Raw genomic sequence first — 15,162 nt, 5'->3', positions numbered from 1 at the left:
CTCAGGCGCCGACGTACGCCGCGAGGTGCTCGCCGGTGAGGGTGGAGCGGTCGGCGACGAGGTCGGTGGGGGTGCCCTCGAAGACGATCCGGCCGCCGTCGTGGCCGGCGCCGGGGCCGAGGTCGATGATCCAGTCGGCGTGCGCCATGACCGCCTGGTGGTGCTCGATGACGATGACCGACTTGCCGGCGTCGACGAGGCGGTCGAGCAGGCCCAGCAGTTGCTCGACGTCGGCGAGGTGCAGACCGGTGGTGGGCTCGTCGAGTACGTAGACGCCGCCCTTGTCGCCCATGTGGGTGGCCAGCTTGAGCCGCTGCCGCTCGCCGCCGGACAGCGTGGTGAGCGGCTGGCCGAGGGTGAGGTAGCCGAGCCCGACGTCGGCGAGCCGGTCGAGGATCTTGTGCGCGGCGGGGGTGCGGGCCTCGCCGGTGCCGAAGAACTCCTCCGCCTGCGCCACCGACATGGCAAGGACCTCGCTGATGTCGCGGCCACCGAGGCGGTACTCCAGCACCGAGGGCTGGAACCGCTTGCCCTCGCAGTCCTCGCAGGGCGTGGCGACGCCCGCCATCATCGCCAGGTCGGTGTAGATGACACCGGCGCCGTTGCAGGTGGGGCAGGCGCCCTCGGAGTTGGCGCTGAACAGGGCGGGCTTGACGCCGTTGGCCTTGGCGAAGGCCTTGCGGATCGGGTCGAGCAGTCCGGTGTACGTGGCCGGGTTGCTCCGCCGGGAGCCCTTGATGGGGCTCTGGTCGACCGATACGACGTCGGCGCCGGCCGGGACCGAGCCGTGGATCAGCGAGCTCTTGCCGGAGCCCGCCACGCCGGTGACCACGCAGAGCACGCCGAGCGGGACGTCGACGTCGACGCCCTGGAGGTTGTGCGTCGTGGCGCCGCGGATCTCCAGCGTCCCGGTGGGCTCGCGGACCGTCTCCTTGAGGGTCGACCGGTCGTCGAGGTGGCGGCCGGTGACGGTGTCGCCGGCCCGCAGTCCCTCCACGGTGCCCTCGTAGCAGACGGTGCCGCCCGCCGTGCCGGCGCCGGGGCCGAGGTCGACGACGTGGTCGGCGATCGCAATCGTCTCCGGTTTGTGCTCGACGACCAGCACCGTGTTGCCCTTGTCCCGCAGCCGCAGCAGCAGGTCGTTCATGCGCTGGATGTCGTGCGGGTGCAGGCCGATGGTGGGCTCGTCGAAGACGTACGTGGTGTCGGTGAGGGACGAGCCGAGATGGCGGATCATCTTGACGCGCTGCGCCTCGCCGCCCGACAGGGTGCCCGCCGGCCGGTCGAGCGAGAGATAGCCGAGGCCGATCTCCACGAACGAGTCGAGGGTGTCCCGCAACGCGGTGAGCAGCGGCGCCACCGACGGGTCGTCGAGACCGCGGACCCACTCGGCCAGGTCGCGGATCTCCATCGCACAGGCGTCGGCGATGCTGATCTTCCCGATCCTCGACGACCGGGCGCCCTCGCTGAGCCGGGTGCCGTCGCACTCCGGGCAGGTGGTGAAGGTGACGGCCCGCTCCACGAACGCCCGGATGTGCGGCTGCATCGCCTCCTTGTCCTTGGACAGGAACGACTTCTGGATCTTCGGGATCAGTCCCTCGTAGGTGAGGTTGACGCCGCTGACCTTCACCTTGACCGGCTCGCCGTAGAGGAAGTCCCGCAGCTCCTTCTCGGTGTACTCGCGGATCGGCTTGTCCGGGTCCACGAAGCCGGACTGGGCGTAGACCTGCACGGTCCACTGACTGTCCGACTTCCAGCCGGGGATCGTGAACGCACCCTCGGCGAGCGATTTGGAGTCGTCGTAGAGCTGGGAGAGGTCGATGTCGGAGACCTTGCCCCGGCCCTCGCAGTGGGTGCACATGCCGCCGGTGCGCTCGTAGGTCGCCTTGACGGCCTTCTTGTTGCCGCGCTCGACGGTGATCGCGCCGCTCGCCCGGACGGAGGCGGTGTTGAAGGAGTACGCGCTGGGCGGTCCGATGTGCGGGTCCCCGAGCCGGCTGAAGAGGATGCGCAGCATCGCGTTGGCGTCGGTGGCGGTGCCGACCGTGGAGCGGGGGTCGGCGCCCATCCGCTGCTGGTCCACGATGATCGCGGTGGTCAGGCCGTCGAGGACGTCGACCTCGGGCCGGGCCAGCGTCGGCATGAAGCCCTGCACGAAGGCGCTGTAGGTCTCGTTGATCAGCCGCTGCGACTCGGCGGCGATCGTGTTGAACACCAGTGAGCTCTTGCCCGAGCCGGAGACGCCGGTGAACACCGTCAGCCGACGCTTGGGGATCTCGATGCTGACGTCCTTGAGATTGTTCTCGCGGGCACCGTGCACACGGATCAGGTCGTGGCTGTCCGCGGCATGCGGCGCGGCCGCCTGCTGGTCCGTTCTCCTGGCGCTGCTCATCGGTGTCTCCTCTGTCGAGCGGGTCAGCAGGGACACGCTAGACGGAGCACGGCGGGCCTCGCTTCTCGATTACTGATCCGTTCGCGCGGACGCGTCGGCGTCGTCGGACGGCCGCGCGGCGTCGGGCAGCAGGAGTTCCTCGTAGCGGCCGAGGGCCAGCACCACGCCGAGCATGAGGACCGGAATGAACACAGCGAACAGCACCGCCATGATCCGTCCTTCCCGATAAAGGGGTGGGCGTGGGGGGTGGTGGCGGGAGCCGGGTTCCCCGGGCGCGCCGGGCAAACCCGCGGTGCACGCGGAGGCACGCAGCGTGCCCGGGAAATCGGATGGGACCCGTCCGGGTGAATCCGTGTCGGCCCCCGGTGTCCGGGTACGCGGTCGGCACCCCCTGAAGGATCTGGAGGGAGACATGCAGCGAGGCAGTGACCGGATGAGCGTCCACCGCGACGACGAGATGAAGCACGAACTGCAGGGTCTGCTCAGGTCCGGGCACCCCACCCGCACCGAGGAGTGGCACGACCCGGAACCGGCTGCCGAGGACGACCCGGACGTCACCTACGGACCGGTGACACCGGGCCGTGGACCGACGTATCTGGAAGCCCTCCGGCTCGAACTGGCCCGGAACCTGACCCGGGGCACCTTCCCCGCGAGCCCGCGGGAACTGACCCGGGCGCTGCGCCGCGGCCACGCGCCCGACGCCCTCGTCGAGGGACTGGAGCGGCTGCCGCACAAGGCGCGCTACGACAACGTCCAGGAACTGGCGGTGGCCCTGACCGAGAGCGGCGGGTCCGGACCCACCGGGACGCGGAGCGCGTAGGCGCCGGAAGGGGCGAACCCCTATGGCCGAGCACACGGCCGAGTACGTGAGGGACGTCATGACCCCGGGCGTGACCGCCGTCCGTCCGGACTCCTCCCTCGTCGAGGCGGCGCAGCTGATGCGCACGCAGAACATCGGCGACGTGGTGGTCGCGGACGGGCAGGACGTCGTGGGTCTGCTCACCGACCGTGACATCGCGGTGCGGGCGGTGGCCGAGGGCCTCGACCCGATGGGAGTGGGCGTCCGGGCGGTCTGCACCCACGACCCGCTGACGGTCTCCCCGGACGACCCGGTCGCGGACGTGGTCGCGCTGATGCGTGAGCACGCCGTACGCCGGCTGCCGGTCGTGGAGGACGGGCTGCCGGTCGGGATGGTGAGCCTCGGCGATCTGGCCGAGGCCCGGGATCCCTCATCGGCGCTCGCCGACATCAGCCGCGCGGAACCGGACGCCCGGGACGGCGGCTGACGACACATGCCAGGAAAGGAATCCGAACCACATGCGCATCGCATTTCTGACCGCGCCCGAGGGCGTGGAGCAGGTCGAGCTGACCGAGCCGTGGCAGGCGGCGAAGGACGCGGGCCACGAGCCCGTGCTCGTCTCCACGCAGTCCGGTGAGATCCAGGGCTTCGACCACCTCGACAAGGCGGACACGTTCCCGGTGGACGAGACGGTGGGCGACACGTCGGCCGACTCGTTCGGCGGGCTGGTCCTGCCCGGCGGCGTGGCCAATCCGGACTTCCTGCGGATGGACGAGAAGGCCGTGGCGTTCGTCAGGGACTTCTTCGAGCAGGGCCGGCCGGTGGCCGCGATCTGCCACGCGCCGTGGACGCTCGTCGAGGCCGACGTCGTACGCGGCCGGGTCGTGACCTCGTGGCCCAGTCTGCGGACCGACCTGCGCAACGCCGGAGCCACCTGGGTCGACGAGCAGGTGAAGGTCTGCGACCACGGCAACAATGTGCTGATCACCAGCCGCAAGCCGGACGACCTCAAGGCGTTCTGCGAGACGTTCCTCGCGGAGTTCGCGAAAGCGGGCGGCTGAACGGGCGGCTGAGCCGCGGGGCGAGAGCCTCACGCCGGGCCCGGCCCGCCGGTGCGTCCCGATCGCGCCGGAGGGCCGGGCCCCCGCAGGTCCGGGCGGCGGCGCCCCCGTGTCTCCGGGCGGCCCGGTCAGCCGCCCGGGGCGGTGCCCTCCCCGCAGCCCCGTTCCCGGGCACCCTCGCGGGTGCGGCCCGCGGCGACCGGGCGCCGGGGGTTGCGGCGCAGCCACTCGCCCTCCAGCTGCGCCATCCGGTCGTTGTGAGCCCGCAGCGCGTCGTTCGACCCGTACAGCAGGGTGTCGTGGCGCGTGCGGTGGATGGTCTCCAGCTCCTTCATGAGCTGCTGGTCGTCCAGGCGGCCCGGGTCCACGCCGCCGGTCGTGGTGTCGTCACGCGTGTCGTGTTCGTTCATGCGGTCCGGGTACCCGCCCCGGAGCACTACCACCCCCGAGCGGCACCCGGGAGGGAGCCATGGATCTCGCGTTTCTGCATCCCCTCTACGAACATCAGGGGCCCTGGGCCTCCGTCTACGTCGATCTCTCCCGGCACACGGAGGACACCCCCCACGAACGTGAGCTGACGGCCGCCGCGGTGGCCCGGGAGCTGGCGGAACAGGGCGCGGACGACGCGACCTGCCGGGCCGTGAAGGAGGCGGTGGAGGAACTGCGCCACGCCACCGACCCGCACGGGCGGGCCCTGTTCGCGAGCGCCGGGCGGGTGGTCCTCGATCCGCCGCTGGCCCGGCCCCCGTACGGCGGGACCACCGCCGACTGGGCCCCGCTGCCGCACGTCGCACCGCTGCTGGACCTGGCCGGCGAGGACCCGGTGTGCGTAGTGGCGTACGTCGACCGCAAGGGCGCCGACTTCGAGCTGCGCAGCGCGCTGGGCAGCTCGGACGCGGGCGGGGTGACCGGCCGGCAGTGGCCGGTGCACCGCACGAGCAGCGTCGACTGGTCGGAGCGCCACTTCCAGCTGCGGGTGGAGAACACCTGGGAGCACAACGCGGCGGAGATCGCGGACGCGCTCGCCGTGTGCCAGGAGGAGACGGGCGCCGATCTGCTGATCCTGGTGGGTGACGACCGGGAGCGGCGGTCCGTGCACGAGCGGCTTCCCAAACGGCTGCAGGACCGGATCGCCGAGGCCTCGCGCGGCGCCGGCAGCAGGCTGCTGGACGACGAGGTGGAGGGGCTGCGGGACGACCATGTGCGCTCGCGTGCGCGGGAGGATCTGGACCGGTTCCTGGCCGCCCGCACGCCGGACGACGAGGGCCGGGCCGGCGCCGCGGAGGGCGTGCCCGCGCTGGTCGAGGCCGCCCGGGAGCACCGTATCGACGAGCTGCTGGTCATCCCGGACGCCCCCGACACCCACCGCGAGGTGTGGATCGGCGAGGACGCCGACCAGCTGGCGGTGCGCCGCACGGAGCTGAAGACGCTCGGCGAGCAGAACTCCTGGTCGGCCCGTGCGGACGACGCCCTGCTGCGCTCGGCGGTGATGACCGGCGCCCCCGCGATCTCCGTGACGCCGGCCCTGCCGTCCGAGGCGGCGCAGAAGGCGCCGGTGGGCGGCCTGGGGGCGCTGCTGCGCTGGAAGTGACCTCCGTGTGAGCCGCGTGAGCCGTGAGCAGGCCCGCGCGACAGCCGTCAGCGGGCCCGCTCGACCCGCCGTTCGTCCCAGACCGGCTCCGGCGTCTCGCGGACGCGCCCGTCGCTGCCGAAGACCAAGTACCGGTCGAAGGAGCGGGCGAACCAGCGGTCGTGGGTGACCGCGAGGACCGTGCCCTCGAAGCCCTCCAGGCCCTCCTGGAGGGCTTCCGCCGATTCCAGGTCGAGGTTGTCGGTCGGCTCGTCGAGCAGCAGGGCGGTGACGCCCTGGAGTTCCAGCAGGAGGATCTGGAAGCGGGCCTGCTGGCCGCCGGAGAGCCGGTCGAAGGTCTGCTCGGCCTGCTGGGTCAGCTCGTAGCGGCGCAGCCTCGACATGGCGGCGCCCCGGTCCTGGGCGTGCTCGGTCCACAGGATGTCCAGGAGGGTGCGGCCCAGCAGCTCCGGGTGGGCGTGGGTCTGCGCGAAGTGTCCGGGCACCACGCGCGCCCCGAGCTTCCAGTTCCCGGTGTGGGCCACGTCGTCGCCGGCGAGCAGCCGCAGGAAGTGCGACTTGCCGGAGCCGTTGGAGCCGAGGACGGCGACCCGTTCGCCGTAGAAGACCTCCAGGTCGAAGGGTTTCATCAGGCCGGTGAGTTCCAGCTGCTCGCAGGTGACGGCACGGACGCCGGTGCGGCCGCCCTTCAGGCGCATGCGGATGTCCTGCTCGCGCGGCGGCTCGGGCGGCGGCCCGGCCTCCTCGAACTTGCGCAGCCTGGTCTGGGCGGCGGCGTAGCGGGAGGCCATGTCGTGGCTGATCGCGGCGGCCTGACGCAGCGTCAGCACCAGTTTCTTCAGCTGGGCGTGCTTCTCGTCCCAGCGGCGGCGCAGTTCCTCGAAGCGGGCGAAGCGCTCGCGCCGGGCGTCGTGGAAGGTGGCGAAGCCGCCGCCGTGCACCCAGGCGTCGGCGCCCGCGGGGCCGGGCTCCAGGGAGACGATCTTCTGGGCGGCGCGGGCGAGCAGTTCCCGGTCGTGGGAGACGAAGAGCACCGTCTTGCGGGTCTCCTTCAGCCGCTCCTCCAGCCAGCGCTTGCCGGGCACGTCGAGGTAGTTGTCCGGCTCGTCGAGCAGCAGCACCTCGTCGGTGCCGCGCAGCAGTGCCTCCAGCACCAGCCGCTTCTGCTCACCGCCGGACAGCGTGCTCACCTGCCGCCACTGGGCCTTGTCGTACGGCACCCCCAGCGCGGCCGTGGTGCAGATGTCCCACAGGGTCTCGGCCTCGTACCCCTGCGCCTCGGCCCAGTCGGCGAGCGCCTGCGCGTAGCGCATCTGGGCGGCCTCGTCGTCGACGGTCAGGATCCCGTGCTCGGCGGCGTCGACCGCGCGCGCCGCCTCGCGGATGCGCGGCGACGCCACGGACACCAGCAGGTCCCGTACGGTCGTCTCGTCCCGGACGGAGCCCACGAACTGCCGCATCACCCCGAGGCCGCCGCCGACGGTGACCGTGCCGCCGTGCGGTTTCAGCTCCCCGGACAGCAGGCGGAGCAAGGTGGTCTTGCCCGCCCCGTTGGGTCCGACGAGGGCCACGACGGCCCCCTCCCCCACCCGGAAGGAGGCGTCGCCGAGGAGCGCCCTCCCGTCGGGGAGGTAGTACTCCAGGTGCGCGGCTTCGAGATGACCCATGGGACCGGATTCTGCGGCTCCGGGCACGCCCGGGGCAAACCGTTTTCACCCGCCGCGGCCGCGGCTGCGGTACGTGGGGCGCGCCACCCGCAGGAAACGCGTTCCGCAGGGTAGGCGGGAGGCATGAGCCCCGACGTAGACCTCACCGCCCCGACGCCCGGCCCGCACCCGGTCCGCAACGGTTTCCTGCGGCTGGACCAGCGTGTGTTCGAGGCCGTCGCCGCCCGTACCTGGCCCGGCGCCGACCCGCTGCTGCCCCGGCTGAGCCGTAGCGCCAACCACGGCGTGTTGTGGTTCGCGGCGGGCGCCGCGCTGGCCGCGACCCGCACCCCGAGGGCCCGTCGCGCGGCCGCCCGGGGCCTGGCCTCGCTGAGCCTGGCCTCGCTGGCGATCAACACCCTCGGCAAGCGCTCGGTCCGCCGCCCCCGTCCCGTACTGGACGCGGTGCCGCTGGTGCGGCAGCTGAAGCGGCAGCCGATCACGACGTCCTTCCCGTCGGGGCACGCCGCGTCGGCCGCCGCCTTCGCGACCGGCGTCGCGCTGGAGTCCCCGGCGTGGGGAGCGGCGGTGGCCCCGGTGGCCGCCGCGGTCGCCCTCTCCCGGGTCTACACCGGCGTCCACTACCCGAGCGACGTGCTGGCCGGTGCGGCGCTCGGGGCGGGGGCCGCGTTCGCCGTACGGGGCATGGTGCCGACACGCGCCCAGCTCACCCCGCCGGCCCGGCCGCGTGCCGAGGTCCCGGCGCTGCCCGGGGGCGAGGGCCTCGTCATGGTGGCCAACATCGGCTCGGGCACCTCGGACCGGGTGCGGGCGCTGTGCGACGCGCTGCCCGACGCGGAGGTGGTGGAATGCGAGCCGGAGGACATCCGGGCCGAGCTGGAGAAGGCGGCGGAACACGCCCGGGTGCTCGGGGTGTGCGGCGGCGACGGCACCGTGAACGCCGCGGCGGAGATCGCGGTCCGCCGCGGACTGCCGCTCGCGGTGCTGCCCGGCGGCACGCTCAACCACTTCGCCTACGACCTCGGCGTGGAGGACGTACGGGATCTGTGCCGGGCGCTGGAGCGGGGCGAGGGCGTGCGCGTGGACGTGGGCCGGTTCGCCTCCGGCGGGCAGCGCGGCGTTTTCCTGAACACCTTCAGCCTCGGCGTGTACCCGGAACTGGTGCGTGAGCGGGAGCGCTGGTCGCCCCGGATCGGCGGCTGGCCGGCCGGGGTGGTCGCGGCCGTGCGGGTGCTGCGCGCCGACCGGCACCCGCTGGAGGCCGAGGTCCGGGGCCGCCGGCGCCCGCTGTGGATGCTGTTCGCGGGCAACGGCACGTACCACCGCAGGGGCATCGCCTCCGGCCGCCGCCTCGACCTGGCGGACGGGCAGCTGGACGTGCGGGTGGTGCACGGTGGCCGTCGGCCGGCCCTGCGGCTGCTGTCCGCGGCCCTGGCCGGTCCGCTGACCCGCTCCCCCGCCCACGCGGCGGTGCAGGTGAGCCGGCTGCGCCTGTCCGGGGTCGCGCCGGGCACGCTGATGGCCTTCGACGGCGAACTGACGGAGACCGAGGGCGACCTGACGCTCGAGAAGCTGCCCGAGGCGCTCACGGTGTACCGCCCGCTGCCCGGTGACGGGCTCCTCTCCTGACGGCTCGTCAGTCCACATCATAAAACATGGGTCTCACCATTCGACCGGTGCGCGTACGGTGATCGCATCGTCGGGAGAGGGGACCCACCATGCCGAAGCCGCAGGAGACCGCCGTATACACGCACGGACACCACGAGTCCGTGCTCCGCTCGCACACCTGGCGCACCGCCGCCAACTCCGCCGCCTACCTGCTCGGCTCGCTCAAGCCGCACATGCGGATCCTGGACATCGGCTGCGGTCCGGGCACCATCACCGCGGACCTGGCGGAACTGGTCCCGGACGGACACGTCACCGGCGTGGACCGGGCGCCGGAGATCGTCGAGCGGGCCCGGGCCACGGCAGCCGAACGCGGGCTCGCCAACACCGACTACGCGGTCGCGGACGTGCACGCGCTGGACTACCCGGACGACACGTTCTGCGTCGTCCACGCCCACCAGGTCCTCCAGCACGTGGGCGACCCGGTGCGGGCCCTGCGCGAGATGAGGCGGGTGGCGAGGCCGAACGGGATCATCGCCGTCCGCGACTCGGACTACGGCGCCATGACCTGGTACCCCGCGTCCCCGGGCATGGACGACTGGCTGGACCTGTACCACCGGGTGGCCCGCGCCAACGGCGGCGAGCCGGACGCCGGACGCCGGCTGAAGGCCTGGGCGCTCCAGGCGGGGTTCACGGACATCACGGCGACCTCCGCCACCTGGACCTTCGCCACAGCCGAGGAGCGCCGGTGGTGGAGCGGCCTGTGGGCGGACCGCACCCTGGCGTCCGCGTACGCCGAACGCGCCACCGAGGGCGGCCATGCGTCGACCGAGCAGCTGCGGGCCGTCTCGGCCGCCTGGCGGGAGTGGGGCGAGCGGCCGGAGAGCTGGTTCAGCGTCCTGCACGGGGAGATCCTGTGCCGAAAGGAAGCCTGACGGGCGCCTGACCATGGCTGCTGGGGCTGCTGGGGTTGCTGGGGTTGCTGGCCCGCGAGTACGGAGGCTGCCGCCCCGGGAGGTTCACTCCCGGGGCAGTAGCGGTCCCAGCGGCCCGAGGTCCAGGTTCAGGTCCTCGGGCCGCAGGCCGTAGCGGTCGCGCAGTTCGGTCATGCGGTCGTCGAGGAGCATCAGGGTGAGCCCGATCCGCTCCTCCTGGTCCTCGCTCAGGTCGCCCTCGTCGACGCGGCGCAGTGCCTGGCGCTCCATGAGCTGGCGCAGCAGCTCGACGACGGTCAGCACCAGTTTGATCAGGTCGCGCTCGACCGTGTCGGGGTCGAGGTCGAGGCGCTTTCGGGGCTCAGGGTGTTCACTCACGTCAATCCCCGAACGGCGACGGGACATTGTGGTTGACCGAGCTGATCAGCGCGTTCAGGTCGATGCGGACCAGGTCGACGTCCGCGATGCGCAGCGTGACGTCACCGGTGATGACGACTCCCCCGGCCAGCAGCCGGTCGAGCAGGTCGACGAGGGCGATCTCACGGCGTTCGACGACGGTCATGATCCCTCCCCCGTGCTTTCCTCGTCGACGGTCCCTCGTTCACCGGAGTCTTCACCCGCGAAGGAATAGGCCGCCCACGGTCCCGTGAGTTCCACGCGAATTCCGGGGGCGTCGTCCTTCGTCCGGTCCACCATTTCCACGAATTCCTCGGACACGTCGCGCCGTACCAAATAGGCGGCGTTGAGAACGTTCCGTCCGGCGGCACCGGAAAGGCTGGGATTCTGTGGCGCGTGCAGCCGCGCGTCGTCGGCCCCGGAGGACAGCGTCCCGTGCAGCCGGGTCGCGAACTCCTCGGCTCTGCTCCACAGGTCGTCGTTGGCCCGTGTCTGCTTGCGCCGCTGCCGCAGGTAGTCCCGGCCGGAGGCGGGCTTCGGCGCGGGCTGAACCGGCCCGGCGGCCTGTTCGGGCTCCGCCTCGACGTACACCTTGACGCCCCATTCCACGCGCCCGTCCAGCCGGTCGAGCGTGCGCCGGAAGCCCTCCTCGCGCTCCTCCATCATCACGCGTACGCCGCTGTCGTCCCGGAAGACGGTGGCCAGCCGGAGCGGCAGCGGGGTGGTGACGGCGGTGAGGGCGTCGATGACCTGCTGGTGGGCCCGGGCGGTCCCGGCGAGCCAGTCGAGATCCTCCAGGTGGGCGCGCAGCGCTTCCTCGGAGAAGTCGCCCTCCGGCACATGGCTGACCACGGCGACCAGGTCGCGGTGGGCCAGCAGCCGGGGCGGATCCCCCGCCACCCCGGCCAGCTGGGACTGGAGAGCCGCGCCGAAGGGGCGGCAGACGGCGTAGACGTACCGCAGTCCCGTCACGGTGCCTCCCTCGGTACGCGGCCCGGGTCCAGCTCGCGCAGGCGTTCACGCAGCTCGGCGTTCTCCCGGGTCAGTTCGTCGCGCCGGGCGCGCGAGGAGAGCGCGGGGTCGCTCTCCCACCAGTCGATGCCCATTTCCCTGGCCTTGTCGACGGACGCGACGACAAGCCGCAGCTTGATGGTCAGCAGCTCTATGTCGAGCAGGTTGATCTTGATGTCGCCCGCGATGACGACTCCCTTGTCGAGCACCCGCTCCAGGATGTCGGCGAGATTGGCGCTCTGTCCCTGGCCATAGGGATCGGGCAGCCGGCTGGGTGTGGTCATCGACGGCTCCCGCTGTCGGCGTCCTCGTACTCGTCACGGGACGCGTACTCGTCCTCGCCGGCCTCCTTGTCCTCCTCGTACTCGCCCTCGGGCTCCTCTTCGTACTGCTCCTCGGTCTCGCCCTCGGGCTCTTCCTCGTACTCCTCCCCGGCGTCCGCTTCGCCCTCCTCCTCGGCGTACGACGCTTCCTCCTCGCCCTCGGGCTCCTCTTCGCCCTCGTCGGCCCCTTCCTCCTCGGGCTCCTGTCCCTGCTCCTGTTCCTGCTCCTCTTCCTCCGCGAGGGCGTCCTCGTGGCTGCGGACGACCTCGCCGTCGCGGATCTCGCCGCGCCAGCCGTCGTCCGCCTCGCCCTTGAGGGTGATGTGGCGGACGTAGTTCTTCAGGTCGAGGCGGGCCCGGCGGCCCTGGGCGCGCCAGATGTTGCCGGTCTTCTCGAACAGGCCCTTGGGGTAGTACTCGATGACGAGGATCACGCGGGTGAGGTTGTCGGCGAGCTGGTGGAAGCTGACGACACCCTTGGTGGTGCCCTTGGCTCCCTCCGAGGTCCAGGAGATCCGGTCGTCCGGCACCTGCTCGGTGGTCTTCGCCTTCCAGCTGCGATTGGACCAGAAGACCTTCAGCTGCCAGTCGGACGAGGTGTCGTCGGCGCGGTTGGCGCTCTTGACGCCCTTGGCGAACGTGCTGAAGTCCTGGTACTGGGTCCACTGGTCGTAGGCCGTGCGCAGCGGGACGCCGACGTCGACGTACTCGATGATGACGGTCGGCTTCTGGCCGCCGCCGCCCTTCTTTCGGCCCTTGCCACCGGTGAGGTTCTTGAAGGCGCCGACCACGTTGTCCTTCACCTTGCCGGCGCCGACCTCGAACGCTGCCCGCATCGGGCCCTTGCCCTCGGCGAGCTTGCGTCCGCCGTCGAGTGCGAGCTTGCCGAATCCGGGGCTGTTGCCCTCGGCGATGTCGTTCAGCTTGCCGGTGGTCTCGCCGAGCTTGGTGCCGACGCCGGTCAGCAGCCGCGTGACCTGGGCGGCGAGGTACTCCTGCACCTCCGCCTTGAGGCGGTCGGCCGCCTCGCTCTGGGCCACATCGGCGATCGGGTTCTTCTTCGCGGCCTTGCCCGCCGTGGACGCCGCGGAACCGAGCGTGTCGCTCATCGCTCACCACCACCCTTCGACTGCCGGCCCCCGGCACCGCGGGCGGCGCTCCTGGCGCCGGCCGTCTTCTTGCCGGCCGTCTTCTTGGCGGGCTGCGCCCGCTTCGCCGCGGCCTTCTTCGCGGGTGCCTTGGCTGCCGCCTTCTTCGCGGGCGCGGGTGCCTTCCTGGCCGCCTTGCGCGGCTCGGGCGGTGCCTTCTTCGCCGCCCGCTCGCGCCGCGGCTCGCGCCGCCGCTCGGGCTCCTCCTCGTGCTCTTCGTCGGGCTGCTCGTCCGCCGGCTCGTCCTCGTAGCGGTCGTCGTCGCGGTCGTCGTCGCGGTCGTCGTCGCGGTCGTCGTCGTGCTCCGCGCGGTCCTCCGAGTCCTCCGAGTCCTCCGAGGCCTCGGAGTCGCGGGAGTCGTCGGAGCCGACGCCGGGTGCCTGGGACGCCACGCCGGAGAGCTGGTCGCGCACCTGGGCGGTGCGACCGTGCAGCCGGTCGGCGAGCGCGTCGATCTGCCGCTCGACCATGGCGCCCGAGGCCGCCTTGCCCACGCCCCGAAGGTCGGTGCGCAGCTGGTCCCCTATCTCCTTGAACTGCGGGTTGTTCTGCAGCTGGGAGGAGACGAGCTCGGCGATGCCCTTCGGCGTCAGGTTCATCTTCTTGCCGGCCACCATGGTGCCCACGGCGACGGCGAGTTTCAGTTTCTTCGTACGTCCCAGCAGATATCCGGCCCCTACCGCGAGGCCCATTCCCACTCGATTCATGGTGCCGTCCCGTTGCCCAATCCCGCGCTCGTGCGCGTAGCGATCTCCAGCCGGTCCAGAAGCTCGTCCTCCTGTCGGTCGAACTCCTCCTCGGTGATCTCGCCGGCCTCCAACTGCTCCTCCAGACGGGCTAGTTCGGCCCTGATCGTGGCCGGGTCGTAGTAGATACGCTCAGCCTCGCTCAGTACCTGTCTGATGGCCCAGCCGGCGCCGCGCACCGGTGCGAGCGGCAGCAGCAGAACCTCCGAGATCAGTCCCATCCCGTCACCCCACTCCGGCGTCCGCCCCGCCGGCCGCGGTGCCCGCCGGCTCGGCCGGGCCGGGCTCGACGAAGCTGTACGGCGGCAGGGGACCGTTCACGCGTACCTCCAGGTGCGGCATGTCCCCGCGCGCCCGCTCCACGGCGGCGAGGAACTCCTCGGCCGAGTCCTGCTTCACCAGGAACGAGACGTTGGCCAGCCACCCGGTGGACTCGGGGCCCACGCTCACGGCGTCGGCGACCGGTTCCAGGGCGCGCTCCAGCACGACCGCGTCCTCGGCCTCCTTGCCCTGGATCGCGGCCGCGACCATCTCACCGAGCTGGATCTTGCTCTCGTAGCTGCCGCCGCCCGACTGCCGGTTGGACTCGGCCAGGGCCCGGATCTCCGGGTTGTCGGCCATCACGTGGTGCAGCACGGCCTCTTCGACGTGGTTGGCCTTGACGTTGTACTCCACCCGGCCGTCCAGCGCCCCGAGGCGTTCCTTGTAGTGCTCGGCCCGCTCGGCGAGCACGCCGGTGACCGCACTGTCGTCCGGGGCCACGCTGCCGAACCGCATGGGCAGCACACAGCCGCCCGCGCCCGCCTCGCTGAGCACGTTCTGGTGGGCGAGCAGCTCCCTGCGCTTGGGGCGCAACCCCTCGGGCGCGTCGCTGACGACGGCCGCCAGGTCGCCCGCCCCGAGGATGCGCACCTCGCGCGGTGGTTCGCCGACGCCGGTCAGCCCCTCGGGGAGCGAGGGGTGGGAGCCGGCGGTGATGCCGTAGACGTACGTACTCACTCCTGCTCCTCCTTCCGGCGCGAGGGCGCGGCCTTGCGGGCACGCGGACGAGACGCGGTCTCACGCTCGCGCTCGGAGCCGTCATCGTCGCGGGCCTGCTGGAACGCGTCGGAGATGGTCTCGGCGGCGCCGGACAGCGCCCCCTTGGACTTGCCCTTGGCGCCGGACTCGGTCATCTTCCCGACCAGGTCGGGCAGGCCCGGGTCCTTGCGCGGACCGGCCTCCAGGTCGAGCCGGTTGCACGCCTCGGCGAAGCGCAGATAGGTGTCGACGCTCGCGACGACGATGCGTACGTCGATCTTCAGGATCTCGATGCCGACCAGGGAGACGCGGACGAATGCGTCGATGACGAGCCCCCTGTCCAGAACAAGCTCAAGCACGTCGTAGAGGCCGCTGCTGCCGCCTCCACCGCCGGACTGTTGTGCCGGTACTACAGTCATGCCTGCTGTTCCTCCGTCTTGTCGCGGGTGTGAGTGCGTTGAGTCGGTC

At 71.9% G+C, this 15,162-nt stretch carries 19 protein-coding genes; 6 read left to right on the top strand and 13 right to left on the bottom strand.

Annotated elements, in window-relative coordinates:
* Nucleotide 1: 1 nt before the first annotated feature.
* Both ACFCZF_RS04490 and ACFCZF_RS04485 read right to left on the bottom strand, forming a co-directional pair.
* Nucleotides 2-2,392, bottom strand: coding sequence for an ATP-binding cassette domain-containing protein (locus ACFCZF_RS04490; RefSeq protein WP_376670368.1), 2,391 nt, complete (start codon nt 2,390-2,392; stop codon nt 2-4).
* Nucleotides 2,393-2,461: 69 nt separating this feature from the next.
* Complete coding sequence (locus ACFCZF_RS04485; RefSeq protein WP_376670367.1) at nt 2,462-2,602, bottom strand: hypothetical protein; 141 nt, start codon at nt 2,600-2,602, stop codon at nt 2,462-2,464.
* Between the two features lie 202 nt (nt 2,603-2,804).
* Between ACFCZF_RS04485 and ACFCZF_RS04480 the strand changes: the two genes are divergently transcribed.
* Genes ACFCZF_RS04480 through ACFCZF_RS04470 form a run of 3 tightly spaced genes read left to right on the top strand, consistent with a single transcriptional unit; the run spans nt 2,805 to nt 4,252 of the window.
* Nucleotides 2,805-3,212, top strand: coding sequence for a DUF2795 domain-containing protein (locus ACFCZF_RS04480; RefSeq protein WP_375905164.1), 408 nt, complete (start codon nt 2,805-2,807; stop codon nt 3,210-3,212).
* Between the two features lie 22 nt (nt 3,213-3,234).
* A complete protein-coding gene (locus tag ACFCZF_RS04475; RefSeq protein WP_375905166.1) occupies nt 3,235-3,678 on the top strand; it encodes a CBS domain-containing protein in 444 nt (147 codons plus the stop codon).
* 31 nt (nt 3,679-3,709) lie between these two features.
* Nucleotides 3,710-4,252 (top strand): type 1 glutamine amidotransferase domain-containing protein, encoded by a 543-nt coding sequence (locus ACFCZF_RS04470; protein WP_376670366.1) that lies wholly within the window; start codon nt 3,710-3,712, stop codon nt 4,250-4,252.
* A gap of 128 nt (nt 4,253-4,380) precedes the next feature.
* Here ACFCZF_RS04470 and ACFCZF_RS04465 read toward each other — a convergent pair whose 3' ends face one another.
* Nucleotides 4,381-4,662 (bottom strand): DUF6158 family protein, encoded by a 282-nt coding sequence (locus tag ACFCZF_RS04465; RefSeq protein WP_376670365.1) that lies wholly within the window; start codon nt 4,660-4,662, stop codon nt 4,381-4,383.
* 59 nt (nt 4,663-4,721) lie between these two features.
* On the opposite strand from ACFCZF_RS04465, the gene ACFCZF_RS04460 reads away from it, so the two are divergent.
* Nucleotides 4,722-5,843 carry a Vms1/Ankzf1 family peptidyl-tRNA hydrolase gene (locus ACFCZF_RS04460; RefSeq protein WP_376670364.1) on the top strand — a complete coding sequence of 374 codons (1,122 nt, stop codon included), beginning with the start codon at nt 4,722-4,724 and terminating at the stop codon, nt 5,841-5,843.
* Between the two features lie 47 nt (nt 5,844-5,890).
* Here ACFCZF_RS04460 and ACFCZF_RS04455 read toward each other — a convergent pair whose 3' ends face one another.
* The gene (locus ACFCZF_RS04455) at nt 5,891-7,510 is read right to left on the bottom strand and encodes an ATP-binding cassette domain-containing protein (protein ID WP_376670363.1); all 1,620 of its coding nucleotides are present in this window, start codon (nt 7,508-7,510) and stop codon (nt 5,891-5,893) included.
* A gap of 123 nt (nt 7,511-7,633) precedes the next feature.
* Here ACFCZF_RS04455 and ACFCZF_RS04450 point away from each other — a divergent pair, with 123 nt between their 5' ends.
* Both ACFCZF_RS04450 and ACFCZF_RS04445 read left to right on the top strand, forming a co-directional pair.
* A complete protein-coding gene (locus ACFCZF_RS04450) occupies nt 7,634-9,139 on the top strand; it encodes a bifunctional phosphatase PAP2/diacylglycerol kinase family protein (RefSeq protein ID WP_376670362.1) in 1,506 nt (501 codons plus the stop codon).
* Between the two features lie 89 nt (nt 9,140-9,228).
* On the top strand, nt 9,229-10,050 hold the full coding sequence (locus tag ACFCZF_RS04445) for a class I SAM-dependent methyltransferase (protein ID WP_376670361.1): 822 nt from the start codon (nt 9,229-9,231) through the stop codon (nt 10,048-10,050).
* A gap of 84 nt (nt 10,051-10,134) precedes the next feature.
* Here ACFCZF_RS04445 and ACFCZF_RS04440 read toward each other — a convergent pair whose 3' ends face one another.
* From ACFCZF_RS04440 to ACFCZF_RS04400, 9 genes are read right to left on the bottom strand one after another with little or no spacing between them, the layout of a single operon-like run.
* Nucleotides 10,135-10,455 carry a gas vesicle protein K gene (locus tag ACFCZF_RS04440; protein ID WP_376670360.1) on the bottom strand — a complete coding sequence of 107 codons (321 nt, stop codon included), beginning with the start codon at nt 10,453-10,455 and terminating at the stop codon, nt 10,135-10,137.
* Nucleotides 10,430-10,612, bottom strand: coding sequence for a gas vesicle protein (locus ACFCZF_RS04435; RefSeq protein WP_121750043.1), 183 nt, complete (start codon nt 10,610-10,612; stop codon nt 10,430-10,432). Before ACFCZF_RS04435 ends, ACFCZF_RS04440 begins: the two co-directional genes overlap by 26 nt.
* A complete protein-coding gene (locus ACFCZF_RS04430) occupies nt 10,609-11,418 on the bottom strand; it encodes a GvpL/GvpF family gas vesicle protein (protein ID WP_376670359.1) in 810 nt (269 codons plus the stop codon). Before ACFCZF_RS04430 ends, ACFCZF_RS04435 begins: the two co-directional genes overlap by 4 nt.
* Nucleotides 11,415-11,741, bottom strand: coding sequence for a gas vesicle protein (locus tag ACFCZF_RS04425; protein WP_217166327.1), 327 nt, complete (start codon nt 11,739-11,741; stop codon nt 11,415-11,417). Before ACFCZF_RS04425 ends, ACFCZF_RS04430 begins: the two co-directional genes overlap by 4 nt.
* Complete coding sequence (locus ACFCZF_RS04420; RefSeq protein ID WP_376670358.1) at nt 11,738-12,889, bottom strand: SRPBCC family protein; 1,152 nt, start codon at nt 12,887-12,889, stop codon at nt 11,738-11,740. Before ACFCZF_RS04420 ends, ACFCZF_RS04425 begins: the two co-directional genes overlap by 4 nt.
* Entirely contained in the window at nt 12,886-13,635 is a 750-nt protein-coding gene (locus ACFCZF_RS04415; RefSeq protein ID WP_376670357.1) for a DNA primase, read from the bottom strand. Before ACFCZF_RS04415 ends, ACFCZF_RS04420 begins: the two co-directional genes overlap by 4 nt.
* Complete coding sequence (locus tag ACFCZF_RS04410) at nt 13,632-13,895, bottom strand: gas vesicle protein GvpG (RefSeq protein WP_375905191.1); 264 nt, start codon at nt 13,893-13,895, stop codon at nt 13,632-13,634. Before ACFCZF_RS04410 ends, ACFCZF_RS04415 begins: the two co-directional genes overlap by 4 nt.
* A 4-nt stretch (nt 13,896-13,899) precedes the next feature.
* The gene (locus ACFCZF_RS04405; protein WP_376670356.1) at nt 13,900-14,673 is read right to left on the bottom strand and encodes a GvpL/GvpF family gas vesicle protein; all 774 of its coding nucleotides are present in this window, start codon (nt 14,671-14,673) and stop codon (nt 13,900-13,902) included.
* On the bottom strand, nt 14,670-15,113 hold the full coding sequence (locus ACFCZF_RS04400; protein WP_376670355.1) for a gas vesicle structural protein GvpA: 444 nt from the start codon (nt 15,111-15,113) through the stop codon (nt 14,670-14,672). The genes ACFCZF_RS04405 and ACFCZF_RS04400 overlap by 4 nt, the downstream gene beginning before the upstream one ends.
* Between the last annotated feature and the right edge of the window lie 49 nt (nt 15,114-15,162).

Origin of the sequence: Streptomyces sp. NPDC056296, from assembly GCF_042268605.1 — a bacterium.
Classification (GTDB): domain Bacteria; phylum Actinomycetota; class Actinomycetes; order Streptomycetales; family Streptomycetaceae; genus Streptomyces.
This window is presented reverse-complemented; position numbering and strand designations above follow the sequence as displayed.

Coding starts and splice junctions, on each gene's coding strand:
- ACFCZF_RS04435 (WP_121750043.1), bottom strand. CDS start 10,612: ATGACCGTCGTCGAACGCCGTGAGATCGCCCTCGTCGACCTGCTCGAC.
- ACFCZF_RS04440 (WP_376670360.1), bottom strand. CDS start 10,455: ATGTCCCGTCGCCGTTCGGGGATTGACGTGAGTGAACACCCTGAGCCC.
- ACFCZF_RS04465 (WP_376670365.1), bottom strand. CDS start 4,662: ATGAACGAACACGACACGCGTGACGACACCACGACCGGCGGCGTGGAC.
- ACFCZF_RS04400 (WP_376670355.1), bottom strand. CDS start 15,113: ATGACTGTAGTACCGGCACAACAGTCCGGCGGTGGAGGCGGCAGCAGC.
- ACFCZF_RS04450 (WP_376670362.1), top strand. CDS start 7,634: ATGAGCCCCGACGTAGACCTCACCGCCCCGACGCCCGGCCCGCACCCG.
- ACFCZF_RS04460 (WP_376670364.1), top strand. CDS start 4,722: ATGGATCTCGCGTTTCTGCATCCCCTCTACGAACATCAGGGGCCCTGG.
- ACFCZF_RS04475 (WP_375905166.1), top strand. CDS start 3,235: ATGGCCGAGCACACGGCCGAGTACGTGAGGGACGTCATGACCCCGGGC.
- ACFCZF_RS04480 (WP_375905164.1), top strand. CDS start 2,805: ATGCAGCGAGGCAGTGACCGGATGAGCGTCCACCGCGACGACGAGATG.
- ACFCZF_RS04415 (WP_376670357.1), bottom strand. CDS start 13,635: ATGAATCGAGTGGGAATGGGCCTCGCGGTAGGGGCCGGATATCTGCTG.
- ACFCZF_RS04410 (WP_375905191.1), bottom strand. CDS start 13,895: ATGGGACTGATCTCGGAGGTTCTGCTGCTGCCGCTCGCACCGGTGCGC.
- ACFCZF_RS04425 (WP_217166327.1), bottom strand. CDS start 11,741: ATGACCACACCCAGCCGGCTGCCCGATCCCTATGGCCAGGGACAGAGC.
- ACFCZF_RS04470 (WP_376670366.1), top strand. CDS start 3,710: ATGCGCATCGCATTTCTGACCGCGCCCGAGGGCGTGGAGCAGGTCGAG.
- ACFCZF_RS04420 (WP_376670358.1), bottom strand. CDS start 12,889: ATGAGCGACACGCTCGGTTCCGCGGCGTCCACGGCGGGCAAGGCCGCG.
- ACFCZF_RS04485 (WP_376670367.1), bottom strand. CDS start 2,602: ATGGCGGTGCTGTTCGCTGTGTTCATTCCGGTCCTCATGCTCGGCGTG.
- ACFCZF_RS04490 (WP_376670368.1), bottom strand. CDS start 2,392: ATGAGCAGCGCCAGGAGAACGGACCAGCAGGCGGCCGCGCCGCATGCC.
- ACFCZF_RS04445 (WP_376670361.1), top strand. CDS start 9,229: ATGCCGAAGCCGCAGGAGACCGCCGTATACACGCACGGACACCACGAG.
- ACFCZF_RS04455 (WP_376670363.1), bottom strand. CDS start 7,510: ATGGGTCATCTCGAAGCCGCGCACCTGGAGTACTACCTCCCCGACGGG.